This window comes from Segetibacter sp. 3557_3 (genome assembly GCF_004354985.1).
GTDB lineage: Bacteria > Bacteroidota > Bacteroidia > Chitinophagales > Chitinophagaceae > Segetibacter.
This window is the reverse complement of the sequence record NZ_SMSK01000019.1, coordinates 36,408-57,523: the sequence shown is the minus strand read 5'-3', so window position 1 is coordinate 57,523 and position 21,116 is coordinate 36,408. Positions and strand designations below refer to the sequence as shown.

13 protein-coding genes are annotated in these 21,116 nt (G+C 44.6%); 7 read left to right on the top strand and 6 right to left on the bottom strand.

Going from position 1 to position 21,116, the window contains the following annotated elements; translation table 11 throughout:
• The first annotated feature begins 229 nt into the window (after nucleotides 1–229).
• A complete protein-coding gene (locus tag EXU57_RS21345) occupies nucleotides 230–535 on the top strand; it encodes a hypothetical protein (RefSeq protein WP_133270297.1) in 306 nt (101 codons plus the stop codon).
• Between the two features lie 194 nt (nucleotides 536–729).
• Here the strand turns inward: EXU57_RS21345 and EXU57_RS21340 are convergent, their stop codons facing one another.
• The 4 genes from EXU57_RS21340 to EXU57_RS21325 all read right to left on the bottom strand — a co-directional run bounded on the left by EXU57_RS21340 (nucleotide 730) and on the right by EXU57_RS21325 (nucleotide 4,129).
• Complete coding sequence (locus EXU57_RS21340; protein WP_133270296.1) at nucleotides 730–1,338, bottom strand: DinB family protein; 609 nt, start codon at nucleotides 1,336–1,338, stop codon at nucleotides 730–732.
• Nucleotides 1,339–1,492: 154 nt separating this feature from the next.
• Complete coding sequence (locus tag EXU57_RS21335) at nucleotides 1,493–2,620, bottom strand: glycoside hydrolase family 105 protein (protein WP_207955562.1); 1,128 nt, start codon at nucleotides 2,618–2,620, stop codon at nucleotides 1,493–1,495.
• A gap of 208 nt (nucleotides 2,621–2,828) precedes the next feature.
• Nucleotides 2,829–3,113, bottom strand: a complete 285-nt coding sequence (locus tag EXU57_RS21330; RefSeq protein WP_207955561.1) for a DUF1905 domain-containing protein — start codon at nucleotides 3,111–3,113, stop codon at nucleotides 2,829–2,831.
• Between the two features lie 53 nt (nucleotides 3,114–3,166).
• On the bottom strand, nucleotides 3,167–4,129 hold the full coding sequence (locus EXU57_RS21325) for an aldo/keto reductase (RefSeq protein WP_133270295.1): 963 nt from the start codon (nucleotides 4,127–4,129) through the stop codon (nucleotides 3,167–3,169).
• A gap of 388 nt (nucleotides 4,130–4,517) precedes the next feature.
• Between EXU57_RS21325 and EXU57_RS21320 the strand changes: the two genes are divergently transcribed.
• The 3 genes from EXU57_RS21320 (at nucleotide 4,518) to EXU57_RS21310 (ending at nucleotide 10,888) form a co-directional block, all read left to right on the top strand.
• Nucleotides 4,518–5,303 (top strand): alpha/beta hydrolase, encoded by a 786-nt coding sequence (locus tag EXU57_RS21320; protein ID WP_133270294.1) that lies wholly within the window; start codon nucleotides 4,518–4,520, stop codon nucleotides 5,301–5,303.
• Nucleotides 5,304–5,542: 239 nt separating this feature from the next.
• Nucleotides 5,543–7,465 (top strand): right-handed parallel beta-helix repeat-containing protein, encoded by a 1,923-nt coding sequence (locus EXU57_RS21315; protein ID WP_133270293.1) that lies wholly within the window; start codon nucleotides 5,543–5,545, stop codon nucleotides 7,463–7,465.
• 651 nt (nucleotides 7,466–8,116) lie between these two features.
• Nucleotides 8,117–10,888 carry an outer membrane beta-barrel protein gene (locus tag EXU57_RS21310; RefSeq protein WP_133270292.1) on the top strand — a complete coding sequence of 924 codons (2,772 nt, stop codon included), beginning with the start codon at nucleotides 8,117–8,119 and terminating at the stop codon, nucleotides 10,886–10,888.
• 49 nt (nucleotides 10,889–10,937) lie between these two features.
• Here EXU57_RS21310 and EXU57_RS21305 read toward each other — a convergent pair whose 3' ends face one another.
• Entirely contained in the window at nucleotides 10,938–12,179 is a 1,242-nt protein-coding gene (locus EXU57_RS21305; protein ID WP_133270291.1) for a multidrug effflux MFS transporter, read from the bottom strand.
• A gap of 769 nt (nucleotides 12,180–12,948) precedes the next feature.
• On the opposite strand from EXU57_RS21305, the gene EXU57_RS21300 reads away from it, so the two are divergent.
• Both EXU57_RS21300 and EXU57_RS21295 read left to right on the top strand, forming a co-directional pair.
• The gene (locus EXU57_RS21300) at nucleotides 12,949–15,975 is read left to right on the top strand and encodes a sensor histidine kinase (protein WP_133270290.1); all 3,027 of its coding nucleotides are present in this window, start codon (nucleotides 12,949–12,951) and stop codon (nucleotides 15,973–15,975) included.
• A 207-nt stretch (nucleotides 15,976–16,182) separates the two neighbouring features.
• On the top strand, nucleotides 16,183–16,806 hold the full coding sequence (locus EXU57_RS21295) for a LuxR C-terminal-related transcriptional regulator (RefSeq protein ID WP_133270289.1): 624 nt from the start codon (nucleotides 16,183–16,185) through the stop codon (nucleotides 16,804–16,806).
• Nucleotides 16,807–16,931: 125 nt separating this feature from the next.
• Here EXU57_RS21295 and EXU57_RS21290 read toward each other — a convergent pair whose 3' ends face one another.
• Entirely contained in the window at nucleotides 16,932–20,000 is a 3,069-nt protein-coding gene (locus tag EXU57_RS21290) for a sensor histidine kinase (protein WP_133270288.1), read from the bottom strand.
• A gap of 208 nt (nucleotides 20,001–20,208) precedes the next feature.
• Between EXU57_RS21290 and EXU57_RS21285 the strand changes: the two genes are divergently transcribed.
• Nucleotides 20,209–20,970, top strand: a complete 762-nt coding sequence (locus tag EXU57_RS21285; RefSeq protein WP_133270287.1) for a TerB family tellurite resistance protein — start codon at nucleotides 20,209–20,211, stop codon at nucleotides 20,968–20,970.
• The last annotated feature ends 146 nt before the right edge of the window (nucleotides 20,971–21,116 follow it).

The window sequence follows — 21,116 nt, the reverse complement described above, 5'->3', positions numbered from 1 at the left end:
ACGATCAGAATATGTGGTGAATCCTGCTTCAGAAGAGCGACGGGTACATACTGCTTTCACGAAAATGGAATATACCCGTTGACGAGTCTTGTTTTGTTATCCGGAGATCATCCTGGTCGAATGGTAACATTTATCGGCATGTTCAACACATACCATAAAAGCCGAATTAGATGTGTGTTAATGTTGTGGTCGTAAGCAATGGGGCTTAAACCCGAAAACATTATAAACTATGAGAAAGTTCTCCATACTGTTCCTCTTAGGTCTTTTACCGGTGCTGTTGGCTCAACAACCAGGACTATTTACCCAACCGGTATTGGCAAAGAATAAAATCCCACTCGAGGTTTCAGCCATTCTGCAACCTTTTGCCGGCGGTGTAATATTAAACACAACTGCTTTCATTGATGCAAACTGTAGTTTCCCTTCATCTAAAAGGCGGCCAACAGTGACGGTAGAAACAGGGGTATCCAGGGGTGATTTGATGAACGAAGTCTGGCCATCCTTACTGAATATCTACGGATGTGATTGGCTGCATTAATTCTGTAAAATGGAATCACCATAGGCTGCTAAACAACCAACTGCAGTAATAATATGCCCCCGGCGACAAAAGGCGAAGCAGCCTACACCTGCAGGTATTCCGCGGAAGGCACGGAGCCCAAATTATGAGGGCCCTGGAATAAGTTAGTCATCCCTGTTAGCCCGGGCAAATCGCTGCTACTGACTGGTCCGGGTCTAGCTTTTAGGAAAGTTTGGGTCTGCCTTTACTTCGTCAATCTGTTTCGTGTGCCGCTTGCTGTGCGACGATATCAGCAGGATAAGTTGGTAAGCGTCGAAGCTTCCCATTGGTAAGATGGTCACGTGATTGCGAAGGTCTTCGGTGGTGCTGTTTACAAATGCAATTAGTTTTTCCCTGCTTTCTGTGAAGGAAGTAAGCGCATGAGCAGCGGAAGTAAACGAAGTGTTTTCTGGTTTCAGTGCGTCAAACGTTTTTACCTTATTTTCCCGGCTCTCACCGCCTTTTATAACCTGTTCATCTGTATTTTTAAGTTCAATCCTCTTTTCCGGGTTAGCCGGCTGCTTCAGGGAAGTTTCAACCAAATTCCACAAGTTCTTTTCCGAAACAGCAATGTGTTTCATACATTCTTCAATCGACCATTTGTCTGGGCCAGGTTTAAACTTTAGCTGTGCATTAGACAAACCTTTGATTGAACTGGCTACCTCCAGCGCAGTTGTATTAAGCGATGTGGAAGCATAGTTACGTTCTGCCTGCGTGAGTGGGTTATCTTTTGTTTTAAAGGCCAGCAACAGCAAAACGGATAATAAAATGGAAGTTGATTTCATGACAATGGGGTTACCGTGAACACTTGTATTTTCCACAAAACTAAAGCAGCAAGAGCCGGAAAACCGGTGTCAAAATAGACTTTGTCGGGGGCTCATTTAGACAAGTGCGATAATACAAGTTGCCAATGAATCCAATTAATGGCGCAGCGGCCTACTACCGCTTCAATTTGATTACCTCGGAGCCAGCAAGCAGGAAAGCTCCTGCACCATACACTTCCCAACTTTCTGCACTGAAGTTCTTCTGCGGATCAGCCCCAATCGGTTGTACCCAGCCCACACGGCCATCAGGGGATAACAAGGTGTTTAAACCTGTCCATGCCTTTTGTACCGCGGGCAGGTATTTGTCTTTTGGTAATAGTCCCCTGTTGATCCCCCAGGCCAATGCATAACAATAAAAACCGGAACCGCTGCCTTCTCCACCCGGGTACGATTCAGGATCCAATAAACTGGCCCGCCACAAACCGTCTTGCTGTTGAAGCGTAATAATTTTTTCTGCCATCTCGCGATAGATACCCAGGTAGAAGTTACGGGTTGGATGGTTGGTGGGCATTTCTTCAAGTAACCTCACCAGGCCACCCATTACCCAGCCATTACCACGCGACCAGAAAACCAGCTTGCCATTTTTTTCACGTTTACCAACCCCTTCTTTAGTTACCAGGTAGCTGGCGTCGCGGGCAAACAGGTGTTCTGTAGTGTTGTATAGCAAATCGTAGGTCTGCCTGAAAAGTGAATCATTAAGCGCCAGGTAGGAAGGATCTTTCAGGGTAACTGCAAGTTTTGCAAGCGTTGGCGGTGCCATAAACAGGGCATCACACCACCACCACGTAATCCCATGTCGCTTCATTTCAGGACCAGGAACCGTACGTAACTTTTGCACCGTGTCAATGGTACCTTGTATCATTTTACGGTCCTTTTTCATCCGGTAAACATCAATATAGGTCTGGCTGATTGCAATATCATCGGCATGGTCGTAACGCGGACCAGGCTGCCAACCAGTTCTTTCGCCAAGGGCAAGTAGCGAGTCCCGTATAAATCCTGCTTTGGTGGTTTGATAAGCGGCCACCACCCCGGCGTAAAACGCACCATTCGTCCAATCGGTCGGCCTGTGCTTGGGGTTTTGCAACTGCCAGGTCGTAACTTTTTGAAGCGTGTTTTTTATGTACTTGCTTTTAAAAATGTCTTCATTCGACTGCTGCGCGTGGGCATCCAAGCGAACAAAAAGCATGAGAACGAGAAAATAGATAATTGGATTTCGGAAAATGCGAAGCTGATGATTGGCCACGTTGATTGGTTTTTACGCTAAAAGAAATCGTTATTGTTATCGCCTGTATTGAGCGTGCGTAATTTAGAAAATATTCTCTTACCCATAATGCGCACCTATACCGATTATTGCTATACTTAGTCCAAAGCCGTTGCGCACTTTTGTTTAATGCGGCAAGTAGTGTTGCATACGGTGATAGCAGATGCAGTCACCGGGTGAAACAAGACTTTCACTTAAGATCCAACAGCCGCTCTTCAAGTAGAACGGTTACCAGGTCACCGGTTTCCTTGCCAATTGCTTTACGTATTTCAGCTTTTATGGGCAAAAGGTGCGAGCCATCGCCCATTGCCATAAACGAACTTTTAAATGGGTGCCCGTCAATGGTTCCCCTTACTTTAACCAGGCCCCGGGTTCCAAAAAAGCTGACCGACTCAGGCCATATTACATAGGTCCAGCCACCTTTATTCGGGCTCTTCTGGAGCATTGCACAAAATTGCTCGTGCATCGTTTTCATAGCCGGCTGTTTTATCAAGAAAAAAAAATACCGTGTGTTTCAGCATGGCCAGCTTACAAAGCGGGCTCTTCTTCGGCGCTGGCAGTATCTAAAAATTCAAGCGCCTGCGCATCAAGTGTGACTTTTGTCGCACTAACCAGGTCCCTGATTTGTTCCGGTGTAGTGGCACTTGCAATAGCAGAAGTAACAACAGGTTTAGCCAGCAACCAGGCAATTGCAATGGTAGCAGGTGTGGTTTCATTGTATGCGGCTACCTCGTCAAGTGCAGCCAGTATACGCAATCCTCTTTTGTCGAGGTACTTCTTAATGCCGCCACCACGCTTACTTTTACCCAGGTCATCTTCTGAGCGATACTTTCCTGTAAGAAAGCCACTTGCCAGTGCATAGTAATTGATCACTGACACGTTGTTTTCGGCGCAAATGGGTCCAAGTTCCTTTTCAAAATCAAGCCTGTCGTACAGGTTATACAGCGGTTGCAATGTTGCATACTGCACCAGTCCGGTGCGGTTACTTACGGCTATTGCTTCCCTGAGTTGTTCGGGTGAATAATTAGAAGCACCTACTGCACGTACCTTCCCTTGTTTTATCAATTGGTCGAATGCCTCGAGGGTTTCTTCAATCGGGGTTTCCGGATCGGGGTAGTGTGCCTGGTAAAGGTCGATATAGTCGGTCTGCAAGCGCCGTAACGATTCATCGACCATTTCGAGAAGGTAGCGCTTCCCCAATCCCTTACGGCCATCCATCTCCGAGCCCACCTTAGTAGCAATTACAAGTTGGCTCCTGTTTCCCCGTTGATTCATCCAGTTGCCGATAATTGTTTCCGATTCACCACCCTTATTACCTGGTACCCAGCTACTGTAGGTATTTGCGGTATCAATAAAGTTCAGCCCATTCGATACGAACTCATCCAGCAGCCGGTGCGATGCGGCTTCATCTACGGTCCAGCCAAAAACATTTCCCCCTACTGTAATCGGTGGAACTTCAATTCCCGTGATTCCTAGTTTTCGATTTTGCATTGCTGTTGTTTTGTACCGTTGCATCCACCAAAATGGTGCCCCTGAAAATACGTGATTAATCGAAAGCTTTTTTATGGACCCGGCAGGTGGAACTTCAATGTAACCCCGGTTGCGTCGCACTCTTGTACCCCTGATCTATAAGCGGCTTTTACCTGCGAGGCAGATAAAGCCGGGTGGATCAAAGACAAATGGTTTTCGGGAAGTCATTGCGCTCGAATACGCAACAACACCCATTAGCATGAGGAGCCGTCTATGAAAACACATCCCTAACGGGAATAATTCTTGCCATATCTATAAGAGCCTGTTCCAGCTTTTAAAGCCCCAATTTCGGCTAAAGTGAACAGCAACTTCAACAAGCCATTTTCCCCAACAACTAATCAGTCCGCAAATGGTATTTATAAAAGTGCTTTTAATCTTGCTCGCGTTGTACCTCGTCCTTTGCGGGGTCTTGTACTGGGTACAGGAAAAGATGATCTTTTTTCCACAGAAGCTTAGCCAGAACTTCAGCTTCAGCTTCCGGAGCTATGAAGAGATAAGCATTAAGACCAATGACGGACCAATTTTGCACAGTCTGTTGTTCAAAGCAGATCAATCCAAGGGAGTTATTTTTTACTTGCATGGCAATGCAGGATCGGTAAGTTCATGGGGTGAGCTTGCCGTTATTTACACCAGCCTTGGTTACGATGTTTTTATGCCCGACTACAGGGGCTATGGCAAAAGTGAGGGAAAGATTTACAGCGAACAGCAATTCTTCGATGATATGCAGAGGGCATACGAGCTGCTGAAAAGAACGTATGATGAAAGCAACATTGTTGTACTCGGGTACTCCATCGGAACTTCAGTTGCGACCAAGATAGCTGCCGACAACCGGCCGAAGATGCTGATCCTTGAGGCGCCGTTTTATAGCCTCTCCGACCTTGTTAAAAACATCTATCCTTTTCTTCCGGGTTTCATCCTGAAGTACAAGTTCCGCACGGATCAGTTTATCAGGCGATGCACCATGCCCGTGGTCATCTTTCATGGCGACCGGGATGAGATCATTTACCCGGGCTCTTCACTGAAACTGAAAGAACTCATGAAACCAACAGATACACTCATCATGTTAAAGGGTGAATACCACAACGGCATCAGTACCAATGGGGTTTACCTTTCTGAAATCAAGAAGTTATTGTAAGGTAGTGGATCGCCCCCCTCGCCCATGCAGGTGTTGTCACCTACATCATCCCCGCCTATGCAGGTGTTGTCACCTGCATCATCCCGCCCATGCAGGTGTTGTCACCTGCAACTACCCGCAATCTCATCATTCTACCCCGGCGTTTCATCCTGCACACCATTGGATGCAGCACTTGCCTTAGAAGTGCTTAATTTTCCTTTGTAAAAACAAAAGGATCTTTCATCCAAACATTGCCGATCATGAGAAACTACCTGCTGTTGACCTTGTTTTATTGCCTGTGCCCGGGTTCCCTATTTTCAGCGGTTTATTATGTCGCGCCGAATGGTGTCAACACCAACCCGGGCACCGTAAATGACCCATTCCTAACCATTCAGCAGGCGCAGGCTGCGGTGATACCCGGCGACACAGTTTATGTTAGGGGTGGAACCTATATGATGAGCGTAGACCAGGTTGCTGCCTACTCCGGTATCTGGGCCTACGTAACATTATTGAATAAAAGCGGAACCCCAGGAAAGCGAATCAATTATTGGGCATACCCGGGTGAAAAGCCTGTCTTCAATTACACCAATATCAAGCCTCCAAATTACCGGATCAATGCTTTCGAGGTAACCGGTTCCTGGCTACACATCAAAGGGCTGGAGGTAGTGGGTATGCAGGTAACGATTACCAATGCAAACACCCAATCCATCTGCTTTGCCGCAAATGGTGGAAGCAATAACATTTATGAATTGCTGAGTATGCACGATGGAATGGCAATTGGTTTCTATCTCACGAGGGGATCCAATAACCTGGTGCTTAATTGTGATGCGTATCGGAACAATGATCCCGTATCGCAATCGGGTGGTGGGGTTAATGGTGGCAACGTAGACGGTTTTGGCAATCATCCCAATGCCGGCGGCGTGAACAATATCTTCAGGGGTTGTCGTGCATGGTTTAACAGCGATGATGGCTACGATTGCATATCGGCCCATGAAACAACAACCTTTGAAAACTGCTGGGCATTTTATAATGGCTATACACCGGGGTTTGTAAGCAGGGCTGATGGAAATGGTTTTAAGGCCGGGGGTTATGGCGGAGGTGCTTTCACCGCATTACCGGTGAACATTCCCAGGAACACCATCCGCTTTTGCCTTGCTGTTCGCAATAAGTCCAATGGTTTTTATTCGAACCATCATCTTGAAGGCAGCGATTGGTACAACAATACCGCCTACCTGAATGCAGCAAACTACAATATGCTCAACAGGAAAGCAAAAACCATTTCAGATTACCTGGTTGACGTGCCGGGTTATAACCACAACATTAAAAACAACATTAGTCTCGCCCCCAGGTCGGCGAACGGCGACATCACCAGCTACGATCCTGCGCTAAATGTAATTACCAATAACACGTTTTTAAACCCCGGTATAACGGTTAGCACCAACGACTTCCTGAGCATAGATACTGCGCTGCTGGTTGCGCCGCGGCAGCCGAATGGCGATCTTCCTGTGGTAGACTTCCTTCGGCTGAAGCCAACAAGCAACCTGGTGGACAAAGGAGTTAATGTCGGCTTTCCTTTTAACGGTGCGGCGCCCGACCTGGGTGCGTTTGAAACCGGTGGCAGCACGTTGCCCGTTCAACAACTTTCATTTTCGTCGACGGTTGCAGGTGATAATGTGCTACTGAATTGGAAAGTAGCTTCCGAAGTGCAAAACAAGGGTTGGGACATTGAGCGAAGGGAGCAAAGCGAACTTACCTGGAGGATAATTGGCTTTGTAGCGGGCAGGCTAAATGCAGCAGCGATGGCTTCTTATGCTTTTACCGACAAAAAAGTTCAGGCTGGTAGATACCACTACAGGCTCAGGCAAGTTGATGCCGATGGAAACACTGGTTATAGCAATATGCTGCTGGTCAAGATCAGGAGCAACAAATCGATAGAGGTAGCCGTTTACCCCATACCAGTTATTGATAACGCTACCGTAAAGTATACGCTGGCTAAAGCAGCAAACGTGAACCTGGCCCTTTATAAAACATCGGGGGAGTTAGTTGCGCAGGTGTTTAAGGGGGCTCAACAGGCAGGGTCGCAGGAACAATTGTTGAGTCGACAATTGTTTGCTGCTAAGGGGTCTTATGTTGTAAAGCTGAGCATTGACGGAGAAATCATCACCAGGATGATTACGATGTAAGCAGAACTTGTCAATAGAACAATTTGTGCCCGCTGCCGTTTACCACAACTTAAATCCGGCTAGCTACTCCCTTGATGGAACAAGAGCTTTGCTGTAGGGGATTGCACTACTTTGCCGGACAATTTCACTGGAACAAAACAGGGACAGTATAGAAAGTTGAAGAGTCGGTGACAACCCGTGCAACAAGTCGACTCAGGCAAGCTTTGTTAACCTACAACGGCACTTTGGTAATAAACCGCCCTGCGAACTGGGAGCGGCTTTGAATGGAAGACTAAAGATGCCCAGTGCGTTGCCGATAAAGTGCTTGCGACGCAACGGTGATGCTATAGAAAAGAAATGCTGGTATCAAAAATGGGTTAAAGGGGTGACACGGTAGCTTCGGCTTCGGGAGCAACGGGGTTCATTACTTCCAACCGCGTGTATAAAATAGAGGCTATTGAGGTCGACAATATCTGAGCGCTAATGCATGCTCAAACTGTTTATACGCCTTAAAATGGATTGTTAAAGCGTTGATTTGTTGTTCTGATTCAACGAGAATAGTAAGATAATCTATCACCACAGTAATTTCTGCCATTGTTGAATACATAAGCCAACCTTACATTCGTTTTGCTGACCTGCGATCTCAGGTGTTACCCACGAGAGCTTTGTAATATGAAATACATCTTTACCCTTTTAATGCTTCTTACTTGGCTATCGCTACTGGCGCAGCAGCCTGGCAGCGGTTCGGTAAAAGGTGTGGTCATTGACTCCGCAAGCCGGCAATCACTGAAAGACGGAACCATTTCGATACTAAAGCTCAGCGACTCCACTGTATTGTTCCAGGTATTATCGAAAGCAGACGGCAGCTTCTTTCTCGATAAAATAGCGTTCGGAAATTATATACTCCGGGTAAGTTTCCAGGGATATACACCATCAGAAAAACAAATTGATGTAAGTGCCCAAAGCCCGGTTTACAATATGGGGACAGTTCAACTATCAGCTGCACCAAAGGACCTTGGTGTAGTGGTTGTAAAATCGTCGGCCTCTTCGGCGGTGAAAGGTGATACGCTGGAGTTTAGCGTAGGCAACATTAAAACAAAACCAAATGCCAATGCGGATGACCTGCTGAAGAAAGTTCCGGGTTTGGAAGTTGAGAAAGATGGAAGTGTAAAAGCGCAGGGTGAACAGGTGGCGAAAGTTATGGTTGACGGGAAGTTGTTCTTTGGAAACGACGCAAAGATGGCTACCCAAAACCTTCCCGCAGATATTATTGATAAAGTGCAGATTATTGATGCACAAAGCGATCAGAGTGCATTTACCGGGTTTGATGATGGGGTACAGGAAAAAGTGATCAATATCATCACCAAAAAAGACCGCAGGAAAGGATACTTTGGTAAAGGGAATTTGTCGGCGGGTAATGATGGGCGCTACGGAACCAACGTCAGCCTCAATCGTTTTAACGGCAACCGAAAAATATCGGTGATTGGACAGGCAAACAATACCAACCAGGAAAACTATACGATTAGTGATATCCTGAACATCATTAATTCCGGCAGCTTCAGCGCCCTGAATGGTGCGTTTGGAAACATCGCCAATATGGGGCAATCGGGTATTGCCCGAACTTATTCGGGTGGTATTAACTACAGTGATGTTTATGGTACTAAAACAGAGGTGAGCGGCAATTACCGTTACAATAACGTGAACACCGTAAACCAGTCAGCAAGGTTAAGGGAAACATTTGTTGCAGGTGACTCTTCACTTTTTAACAGCAATGGCAGGTATGGCAACAACAGGAACATGAGCCATAACTTTAATCTTGAAGTTGATCACAAATTCGACTCTGCGACTTCCGTTCTGGTTCGATCGTCGTATAACCGGCAACGAACCAACAGCTTCAGCGAGGTAAACTCTTTTCTTACGAGGGGTAAGGTTGTAAACCAAAGGGATGTTCAAACCATCAACAATTCTTTAACGGATGGCTCCGACCTGAACAATAATATTTTGTTCAGGCATCGCTTTGCGAAAAGGGGTAGAACGATTTCCGTAAACCTTAACCAGGGGATAAGTGAAAGCAATACCGACCGGCGGGCGTTTAACTACACGAATGATTATGCAGGCGGCACAACAAAAAAGGATACAACTAACCGGGTAAGCGATATCAGCAGGAACACCAACAACGGCAGCCTGCGGCTTGCCTTTACCGAGGCACTCTCCACCAAGAGCAATCTTGAACTGAGTTACGAAGTTGATCAGAATGTGAATCTTTCGGATCAACGAACCAATAGCTACAACCGCACCACGGGTGCTTATGATGTTGTGGACACGATCCTGAGTAACAAATTTAAAAACGTGAACTTTTCGCAGCGAGGGGATTTTAGTTACCGGAGACAGCTTAACAAGGAGTGGAATTACTCAGTTGGGCTTTCGGCCCAGCAAACGAAGATCAGCAGCGATAACCAAACCCGCGGGAAGGTACTGGCGCAAACTTTCAACAACTATTTTCCCACGGCTACCATTCAATACCGTAAAAACAGGGGTGCTAACTTTCGCTTTAACTATCGCGGTAGCACAAGGCAACCTGGTATAATGCAATTGCAGGACATTGTTGACAATACCAACTTACTAAATATTACCCGGGGAAATCCCGCACTCAAACAGGAGTTTTCAAATAATTTCAACCTAAGGTATACCAAGGTAAATGCAGCTAAGGCAAGCAACTTTATCATCCGGGTAAGCGGTACGGTGCTGGATAATAAGATCAGTAATGCAATTACGATTAATACAGGTCAGTCGAAAATTGTTGTGGACAATGTGGAATTGGAGCCATTGGCGCAATATTCGAAACCGGTTAACCTTAATGGGGCTTACAACTTTAAGGGGTACGTGAACTACGGCTTTTCTATAAAGAGAATCAAATCCAATGTTAACCTGTCGACTGACCTTTCACACAGTCGCGATGTAAACCTGGTAAACAATACAAAGGGCTTTACGCGCAACTTTAGTTTTGGCGAAAGAGTACGGCTGACAACAAATATAGATGAGCACTTCGACCTCAACTTTTCAAGCTCGTCTACCTACAACATTGCATTGTATAGCTTACGACCACAACAAAATGGAAACTACTTTGTACAGGTATTTTCAGTGGAGCCGACTTACAATACAGAAAGCGGTTGGATCGTTGGTGCTGATTTTGACTACAGCAAAACATTCGGACAGGCGCAGGGCTACAATCAATCTGTTCCCCTGCTTAACGCAAGTTTGTCGAAGCAGCTTTTTGCCAAAAAACAAGGCGAGTTAAAGCTATCGGTATTTGACGCTTTAAATCAAAACAAGAGTATTACCCGTAACGTAGAAGAAAACTATATTGAAGACGTACGTACCAATGTGCTGCAGCGTTACTTCCTGCTATCATTTATCTACAGTTTTAGAAAGTTTGGAAGCTAACAGAACAAAGCCGGTTTCCTAATCACCCGGTACGGTTGCAATGTGGTGATCAACACTTCTCGATAAGTTCAAGCGACTCGGCCTGCACATCTTCGTTCCTGGCTTTATACTGCACCCGCTTTTGACCGACTAACAGAATGGTCAGGCCCAATAAACTACACCCGGCCATAATTGCCGTCATTGGAACAGCGGTGTTATTAAACAAAATGCCCACCAGTGCAGAAGCGATCGCACCAAAACACATTTGCAAAGCACCCATCAAGGCCGAGGCACTACCGGCTCCTTTGGTAAAAGGCGCCATTGCAAGCGCAGCGGAATTCGGAAAGGTGAACCCCTGGCAGCTTAAAAACAGGAACATTAAAAATATCGATCCGTAAAGGCCAAGTACACCGAGCAATACGCCGCCAACAAGTACAATGCCTATACAAGACTGGCACAATAACACCGTTCTGATAATCTGCGAACTGGTGTATTTTCTAAGTAGCAAGTTATTCACCTGGCTGCTCGAAATAAGGCCTGCTGCAATTGCACCAAAGATCCAACCATATTGCTGCTCAGTTACATCGTACAACGTCATAAACACAAACGGAGAGCCGGCCAGGTACGCAAAAAGACCTGCAGAAGCTGTTGCTCCCGCAATTGCATAGGTTGTAAACTGGGGTTCTTTAAAGACGCTGGCAAAACCATTTAGAATTGGTTTTGGCTTCAGCGAAAATGTGGGGTCAGGTTTTTTACTCTCAGGTAACCAAAGCACAACTGCCGCGAGGATCAAAGCCGTTACAACAGACAAAACAATAAATACATACTGCCATCCAAAAGCAGCTACAACATAACTGCCCACGGTTGGAGCAAGAATGGGAGAAACACCCAGTATAAGGATGAGCAGTGAAAATACACGTGCGTTTTCCTGGACTGGAAACACATCGCGAACAATTGCATTAGGTGCGACCATGCCAACACAACCTCCGATGGCCTGTAAAAACCGGAAAGCAATAAGGGCTTCAACCGATGTCGACATAGAACAACCAATAGAAGCGATAATATAGAGAACAAGGCCGATACAAAGGGGGACTTTCCGTCCGAACCTGTCTAGTAGCGGCCCGCAGAGCAGCTGTCCCAGGCAAATGCCAATAAAGAAGCTTGAAAGGGAGTAGGCTACATATTCAACGGTAGTGTTCAGATTTGCTGCAATTGAAGGAAAACCAGGCAGGTACATATCTATTGAAAAGGGTCCTATAGCCGAAAGCAAACCCAATATCAATATAAGCAACGAACGATTTTGTTTTTTCATGACTGCAAAGGAAAGCGAGAAGCCCGGATCCATAAAAAGTTTCTAAGTAATCAGGTTCCCCAACCGGAATAACCCGTTTTTGCCTACAATTACCGGTGAGCGTTACTTGAGAACGACCAGACCCCTTTTTGTCATCCCGGCTCTATTCTGTACACCCGTAAACCGGCTTGCAAGCAGTTTAGATAGCTTTACATCTAAAAGGATAAAAGAAGTGTTCCTAATATGACTCAGAGGTTGCTGCTGCTTTAAAAAGTTAATCCCCTTGAATCTTAAAGGCTGCAGATGCTTTTATTAAAATTTTAGCTATATGCTGGTGCTCCCGTTCAGGCTTCTACCTGGTTTGACTACCCTGCCCGAATTCTAATAAGGTTGCTGCACAGAGCTGGCCTGATTACGGAAGCAGGTAGCTCCAAATACCTTGATGTAAGCGCCCTACAAAATGACTTTTTAGGTAATCGATTAATTAATGCATTGATCTGTATCCTTTTACCTACATCCATAAAACAAAGAAGTGCAAATTGCTAAAAATGCCGGTCTGACACGTTTTAGTTTACCGCAACAGAAGACCCACGTCGTGTTCGCGGGTACAGTATTAAAGCTGTATACCAATAACAGGGGATCGGAATTTATTGATGTTTTAAATGGCCGGCGACGGCCTCCGAAAATGGAATTATAAATACAATTCAGGGAGGGTCGAAAGAAAATTGATATTTCAATTATTAGGTAAAAAGCTTATATTAGATGAACCCTACCTAACACCCCCATTCAAATGAAACCGATCAGGTTTTTGATTGCTTCAATTTTCTTTCTCTCGAACGCGGGTGCGCAGCTTAATCCAATTAATTTTTACCGTATAACGAATACTGAAGGCCTCTCGCAGGCAACGGTTAATGTAATGTATAAAGATAAACAAGGGTTTTTATGGATTGGCACCGATGATGGTTTAAACAGGTTTGACGGGAACCGGATAAAAACCTATTACCATGATTTTCTGGACACAACAACAATGGCCGCCAACGAAGTATATGGGATATGCGAGGATCGTTATAACCGGATTTGGATCGCACATTACAATGCCGGCATCAGCATCTTCGACCGGGTAAACAATAAGTTTATCCGGCTTTACGACCGGCTTAAGGGCTCAAAAAGATTTAGTACAAACCGGGTGTATGGTTTACATGTTGATTGTAAAGGTTTTATTTGGGTTCGAACTGTATTTGGTATATCAAAAATTAACCCTGATGATTTGAGTGTTGAGAATTTTGACCATGCATTGTTTTCGCTAATAAATGCGCCGAATATTTCAATAACAGAATTTAAGCACCACATGTTTTTTGGCAGCCAAACAAGTGGACTGCTGGCAGTTAGCAAAACGGGCCACCCTGTTAACCTGCCGTCATGGAGTGTCGACCGAAATGGGGCCCGGGTGCTAGGCATGTATGTAGACGAGGAACAACAACTGCTCATAGCATCAGAAAAAGGATTATACAAGATAAATTGTGACAATAATAATTTCTCCATCGAGCTCATAATTGAGGATCCGGTAATATTTGAATCTTCAAATAAATTGTTCAGGGAAAGAGGAAAACCATTTGTTTGGGTAGCAACAGACATGGGAATTGTAGTGGTAGACATCGATCAGAAGAAAATTGTCCGGCATATCAGGTCAACGGCAGTAAATGACAACCTGGTAAGTAATGTGGTATCTTGCCTGTTCCAGGATAGTGAGCAAAACATATTTGTTGGAACGGGTCGGGGGGTAAACGTCTATTCACCTTCTTCAAGTGTATTTAATAAATACGATAATGTTTTAAGAAGAATTCCTGGCTTTGGTCACCCGGTTTATGCAATTCACGAATTAAAGAATAAAGATTTGCTGCTCGGGACAAAAAACGGCGGGGCATATTATTTCAACACTGATTCTTTACGGCTGAAATCAATTGAAATTTCTCATCCGTCGACCTCGAAACCGTTGAAAGTTTATCAGATTATTCCAGATAAAGGAAAAGACTACCTGTTGTGCACAAGTGAAGGAATTTTTGAAATGAACATGGTAGAAAACATGGTTAGCGCACATTTACCAAAAAAGCATTTTGAATTGCTCCAATTAGAAGAGGTGATGATTAATCACCTGCTTTTTGCCAACGATTCGTTAGCTTACATTGCAAGTAGTACTACGGGATTTTATAAATGGAATTACCTAAGCCGGAAGCTAAAACTTTATCAAAAAAATGAGGAAAACCCTGCTGATGGTCCGGTAGACAACCAGGTACTTAAACTCATTTTTACAAAAGAAAAGGACATTATCCTTTGTACCAAATTCGGCGTAAGTATTTATTATCCGTTAAAGGACAGTTTCTCTAACATATTACCGGGGAAGAGTTATCCACGCGAACTTGTAAGCCGCAATATCAAAGACGCCTGGGATGATGGCAACCATATCTGGTTTGCAACATTTGGAGCAGGGGTGCAAAAGATGAGCAAAAAAACCCACCTTTTTACAAAGCTGACCGTCAAAGAGGGGCTTCCAAATAATTCCGTGTATGCTGTGGTTCCGGATGACATTGGGAACGTTTGGATGCCAACAAATCGTGGGCTGGCAGTATTGAACATCAAAAAGAATACAATTCGTACTTACACTACCGATGATGGATTGCCGGATAATGAGTTTAACGGCTATGTATCGCACAAAGCAAGAGGGGGCAACCTGTACTTTTCAACGATAAATGGCATTGTAAACGCGCAACCCAATCTCATCATTACCAATCCTGTTCCCCCGCCAATAGTGCTAACCCACTTCGAGGTTAGTGGAGAAAAGCACGACTCCGTTTATAATACCTTCGGCAAATCGAAGGTAATTGTACCACCCGGATTTAATTCGTTGTATGTCGAATTTGCAGCGTTGAGCTTTGCAGCCCCGGGAAAAAACCAATTCAGGATTATTCTTGAAAACTATGACAAGAACTGGGTTGACCTGAGATATACGTCTTCCAGGCGTTATACGAAAATACCTCCGGGTAAGTACCGGCTCAGGATTTCAGGCAGCAATAACAGCGGGGTGTGGAGTGAAACTCCATTTAGCATTAATATCGAAATTGTTCCTTTTTGGTATGAAACATGGCTGTTTAAAGCAGTCATTATGCTGTTGGCAGTCTTTGCTGTTGTCGGACTTTACCGCTATCGTGTTGCACACATCCTGAAAATGGAGGAATTGCGCAGAAGAATATCAAGCGACTTACACGACGACATCGGTTCAACATTAAGCAGCATTAATATTTACAGCGAATTGGCAAAGAGTAATCGTGATAATCACGATTATGTTACGACCATTCAACAACAAACCCAAAACATCATTTCAAACCTGGATGACCTTGTATGGACGATAAATCCTAAAAATGACAATACAACGCTGTTGTTTGAGAAGATGAATTCCTTTGCAATACCCTTATTAACGGCAAAGAAAATCAACTGGAAGTTCAATACAAATATGCAACACGAAGAACTTCCATTAACACCACAACAACGAAGAACGCTTTTCCACGCATTCAAGGAAATGATAAATAATGCAATTAAGTATTCTAATTGTTCAAATTGTACCATACACCTTGTAAAAACAGGAAAGAAATTGAAAATGGGGGTTGAAGATGATGGTCATGGATTTGATGTTGATAAAATAAAGTCCGGGAGAAATGGCCTTTGTAACCTGGCCTACCGCAGCAAAGAATTGAATGGCGTATTTACTGTGTCGAGTAGTGTGGGAAAAGGAACAAGTGTTTTTATTGAAATGACGATTTAATCCGGCCTTCCCTGTATACCGGTTCCAGTACGATTATGCCGTCAATACCCTTCTTGCAAATAATACAGGGCTGGCGCAAAATCAAAAAATTATAGCAGCATCGGAACGCAACTGTTGTAATTGCGGGCAAAAACCTTGAAAAAAAAAACGGATAAGTAACATAAATATGGGATAGGAAATAGGTGATTATTTTAGTTACCTTACCAGATGATTAAGGTTGCAACAATAGAAGACAATGATGCTTACAGAAAAGCTTTGCATACCCTTATCAGTCTTAGCCCCGATTGCGAGATCGTTTATTCGGCGCCTGACTGCAAGAATGTAGCCGAAGCCTTAAAAACCATTTGCCCGGATGTATTGATAATGGATATTGAGCTCCCGGGTATAAAAGGATTCGAATGCATTAACCTGGTGAAGAACCAATGCCCTTCCATAAACGTGTTTATGCTTACCACCTTTGAAGACGATGATAAAATATTTGATTCCATTAAAGCAGGCGCTGTTGGTTACTTACTAAAAAAAGATCCCCCGGGACTTATCCTGGAAGCTATTCATAAAATTCACCAGGGTGAAGCGGTCATGAACGGGAAAATTGCACGGAAAGTGCTTCAGTATTTCTCAGAGAAAAAAGAGGTAAGTAAATCAATTGAAGAATACGACCTTACAACCAGAGAAAAAGAAATACTTGAATTATTAATGAAAGGAGCTTCGTATAAAGAGATTGCCGCCAACTGCAGCATCAGCAAGGATACGGTGTTTAGCCATATCCGCAACATCTATAAAAAGTTGAATGTTCATTCGAGATCGGAGATAGTCGCTAAATTCAGGTAGTCGGTACTCCCAGGTTTAACAATACATACTCTAATCCCTGCAGGTTTATTGATATAGAAAATGATTCGCCCCAACAATAAGCTTAACTGACGGGATTGACGCAACACATATCGGTTCACCAGGCATTACTGAATGGGTATAACAAGCCTTATCTTCGTGCCTTTCAACTTTTTGGTTTCGATACTAAGTTTTCCATTCAGGTTGTCAGCTCGCTTGCGCATATTTCCAAGACCATTCCCGTCGGCCTCGGCCATCTCGAAGCCAACACCATCATCAATAACGGATAGCTCAAGTTCCCTTTTACGCATGCTGAGCTGGATAACAACTTTGTTTGCCTTTGAATATTTAGCAGCATTGTTCACCGCTTCTTTAAACACCAGGAACAGGTCCCTTCTTGCTTCCATATTTAACCGGATGTTGTCGACGTTTTCATTTACAATAAATTCAAAGTCCATGTCCTTAGCCTCCAGCACGTTGGTGGCGAACTCTCTTAGTCGTGCAGTGATCCGCTGCATACTGTCGTTGCTTGGCTTGATGCTCCAGACAATATCATCCATTGCTTCCATCATTCGCTCGCTGTACACACTGATTTTCCGGATGTACTCGGTGCTTTTTCCATTATCTACATTCATTTTGTTTTCTGCCATCGCACTGAGAATACTTATGGTACTAAGGGTGCTGCCCATATCGTCGTGCAGGTCGCGGGCTACCTTATTACGTAGATTTTCAACAGCCAGTATCCGGTTTACCCTGAGATCATGAATTGCGTAAATCAATATAGCCAGCACAAATAAAACACTTGTAATAAACCAACCCGTTTTCCAAAAAGGCGGTTTAATATAAATGTTTAATGAAGTAATGTTCTTTGAGCGTACACCTTCAATGTTCTCACAAAAAACCTGGAAGCGATATTTTCCTGAAGGCAATAAAGAGTAGTTAACCTGGTACGAGCGGTCTGCTTTGAGCCAGCCCTTGTCAACACCTTCCATTTTGTAATAGTAGGTAAGTTTATCACGTTGCCGGTAACTCAGCGAAGCAAAGTATATGGTCAGTGCGTTTTCGTCGGGATTGAGCCTGATAAATTCCGATTTCATCAGGGAATCAACGGGCAGGTATCGATTGAACAATTTCAGGTCAGTAATGGTTACATCCAATGGTTGCCGGCTTTCGGAGAAGGTTACCGGGTTAAACATAATCACAGAACTGCTACCCCCGAAAATGATCTGTCCGTCGCGGGTTCTATAATCGGCTGCGATAGCCTGCTCAGCCACGATCACCCCATCTTTCCGGCCATAAGAGGTTACACGGTTATTACCCGGATTATAACGGCTTAGGCCATTGCTCGTAATTAACCATAAAAAACCATTTCTGTCCATCCTCAGCCTGGTAACGGTATTTGATGGCAGTCCGTCTTCAAAGCCAACCGTTCTGATTTTTTTTGTTTTTTTATCGGCAAAATGCAGGGCGCCAGCCGCAAATACAATTGTGTTATTGTTTAATTGTTCAACATCTGTTACCGTGTTACTGTATAATGCGTTCGTTTGTGTGTCAGCTGTATATTGCCTTACCATTTCACCTTTTGTGGGATCAAGCGCATACAAGCCTTTTGCCCGCGTTGCCAGCCATACCCATCCATCGGAATCGATGAATAGCTTATGAATCATTGTTCCTACATCCTTCACCACTTTGAAGCTGTCGTTGCTCCATTTCACCAGGTAACCCGCCTGGGTAGCAAACCAAACCTGATTAAGGCGGTCCTCGACCATATATTGAATCGGGCTATTGCCTAGTTCGGAGGGATGCAAAAAGGTGGTCGTGTTTTGTACTGGGTCGTACCGCATTATTACACCATAGTTACAGCCGATCCATATTGTTCCCGAACGCTGCCGGCACATGCTGAGTGTTTGTACCGTTGCCTGCTTTAGTTTGTCGTTCCAGTTGGTTGGGGGTGGTGTTTGGTATACCGGGTGGTCAATCTTTTCAAGCCGCTTGGTCAGTGCAGTTACACCCCGGTGCCATGAGGTAAACCAAAGATCGCCGTTAGGAAGTTCCAGTATGTCGTTAATAGAGGTCGGACCAGTACGATTGGTAAAGCTTACATTTACAACAGATGAATTCGCACTTGCAGTAGCGGTGTAGTAAAGACCGTTATTCGTTGCGATCCAAATATTTCCTTCCCGGTCCTCAAGCAACTGAAAAACCGACTCGTAGTCAATTGCATTATTGCTGGTTTCGACACTATTCTTTATGTACCGAAACCTTTTGCCGGAGTTGTCGTAATTGAGCAGCAGGTCGAAGCCATAGATCCACAATGAGCCCTCTCTTGTTTCAAAAAAGTGTTTGTATTCCGTGGCGCCGCCAATTCCGTAATTTAAACCGAGGGTATCGTTGGTCAACGAGCGTGTACCGGTGCTGTCAAAGCAATAGCGGTACCTGCTGCCATCTGCTGTTTCAGGCGTTAGGAATATCCAGATACGTTTTAGCCGGTCGATATAAACTTTTTGAAGCCCTGAGCGAATTTCCTTTTTTTGCAGGATCGCCAATTGCGCCGGATTGTTCCGGTTATACCACATCTCACCTGTTTGCTTATTGTAAATGCATAATCCACTGTCGCAGGCAAACCAATATTGTTTTCCCTTTAAGTGCTCATATGTACCCAGCAAAGCTGGCTTCCAACCGGGCGGAAATTTAAAGCGAGGTGAGTCTCTAAATGCATTTTCCCCTTTGTCATACTGCAAAATGCCATAACCCGAAACGGTCATATACAGGTTATTTTCAGAATCCTTCCATAGCCGGAAGTCAGCAAGTGTTGGAATTTTCTTCAGGGGTTTAAGCGCAATTTTCCTGTACAGGTATGTTGAAGGATCAAAAATGCCCACCTCCCGGAGGCTGAACATGGCCAATACCAGTTTACCACTGTCGCCAGGCAGTATTTGCGAAATCCGGGGATATAACAAGCGGTCACCCCCAACCTTCGTAGTAGTTACCTGTACGAACTTACTACCATCAAAGCGTTGTAAGCCGTTTGCTGTACCTACCCAAATGAAACCTTTATTGTCCTGGTGCAGACTTGTAACCAGGTTGCTACCGAGTCCTGTTCCGTCGTCGGTGGTTATATGGCTGAAAGCAAATCCCTTTTGGGCCGCACACCAATTAACACAAAGCAGAAGTATGACAATCGTTATTCCTCGCATGCAGTGTTACAAATTAAAACATTGTGGTTAATCTTTTTTAGCGGATTTAAAAACCACATATTTATGTGAGCCGGTGGAATATTTTGCCTTCCGGGGGTGCCTGCAGCCTTGGTCTATAACAGCCTGGTTATAACATTTTTCAGAAGCGATTTGGGACAGCCTTGTGCCGACGGCACGATAATTAAAGTAGTGAAATAAAAAACTCAAAATGGAAAATTCAGCCACAATTCTCGAAGGTTATTCTGATGTTGAAAAAGGAGCTTATATCAGTGCAATTGCTTCTTTGGCTACGGCAGACAGGCAAGCTAGTGAGGACGAAATTGAATACCTGTCTACACTTTGTAGCGCAGCACAACTGTCTGAACAGCAAACCCAGGCGGTAACAAACATTGCGCTTGAACAAGGCACCTCGAACGTTACCAGCTCACTTGATATATTAAAGAACAGTGAACTAAAGTATTCCTTTATCACAGACCTGATCACCTTTGCTAAAGCCGACCAGGATTATTCAGAAGAAGAGCATCAGCTAGTATCAAAAATGGCTCAATACCTGGGTATACAACAGGAGCAGTTCTCTGTGCTGAACAATGTAGCAGACGAAGCTACCAATGGCCAGGTTACACCCGAGCAGGTATCAAGTCCAAACTTTCTTGCATCAACCGGTTTGCAGCAAAAAATGCAAAGTGCAGGAATCAACAGCAGCAGTTTATTCAAAGGCTTGCTCGGCATGGCCGCACCCTTTATTTTATCACGAATGATGGGCGGTTCCAATCGGCGGAGTTCAGGTGGAGGTTTACTCGGCGGCTTGCTCGGCGGAGGAATGGGTGGTGGAATGATGGGCGGTGGCGGAATGATGGGTGGAGGCGGAATGGGCGGAGGCTTAGGCTCGCTCATTGGCATGTTAAGTGGCGGCCGTGGAATGGGAAGCATGGGTGGCCTGCTCGGCGGTTTGCTGGGTGGCAGAAAATAAAGATCAATAACTGCAATAGAACTTGCTAGATAAAACAGAATGGTTGCAGTTGCTTACTGCAGCCATTTTTTGAATACAACGGGCATTACCGTACTTACCGGGTATGTATCATAGCCGTACCGGCCGTTTAGCCCCAAAAATGAGCA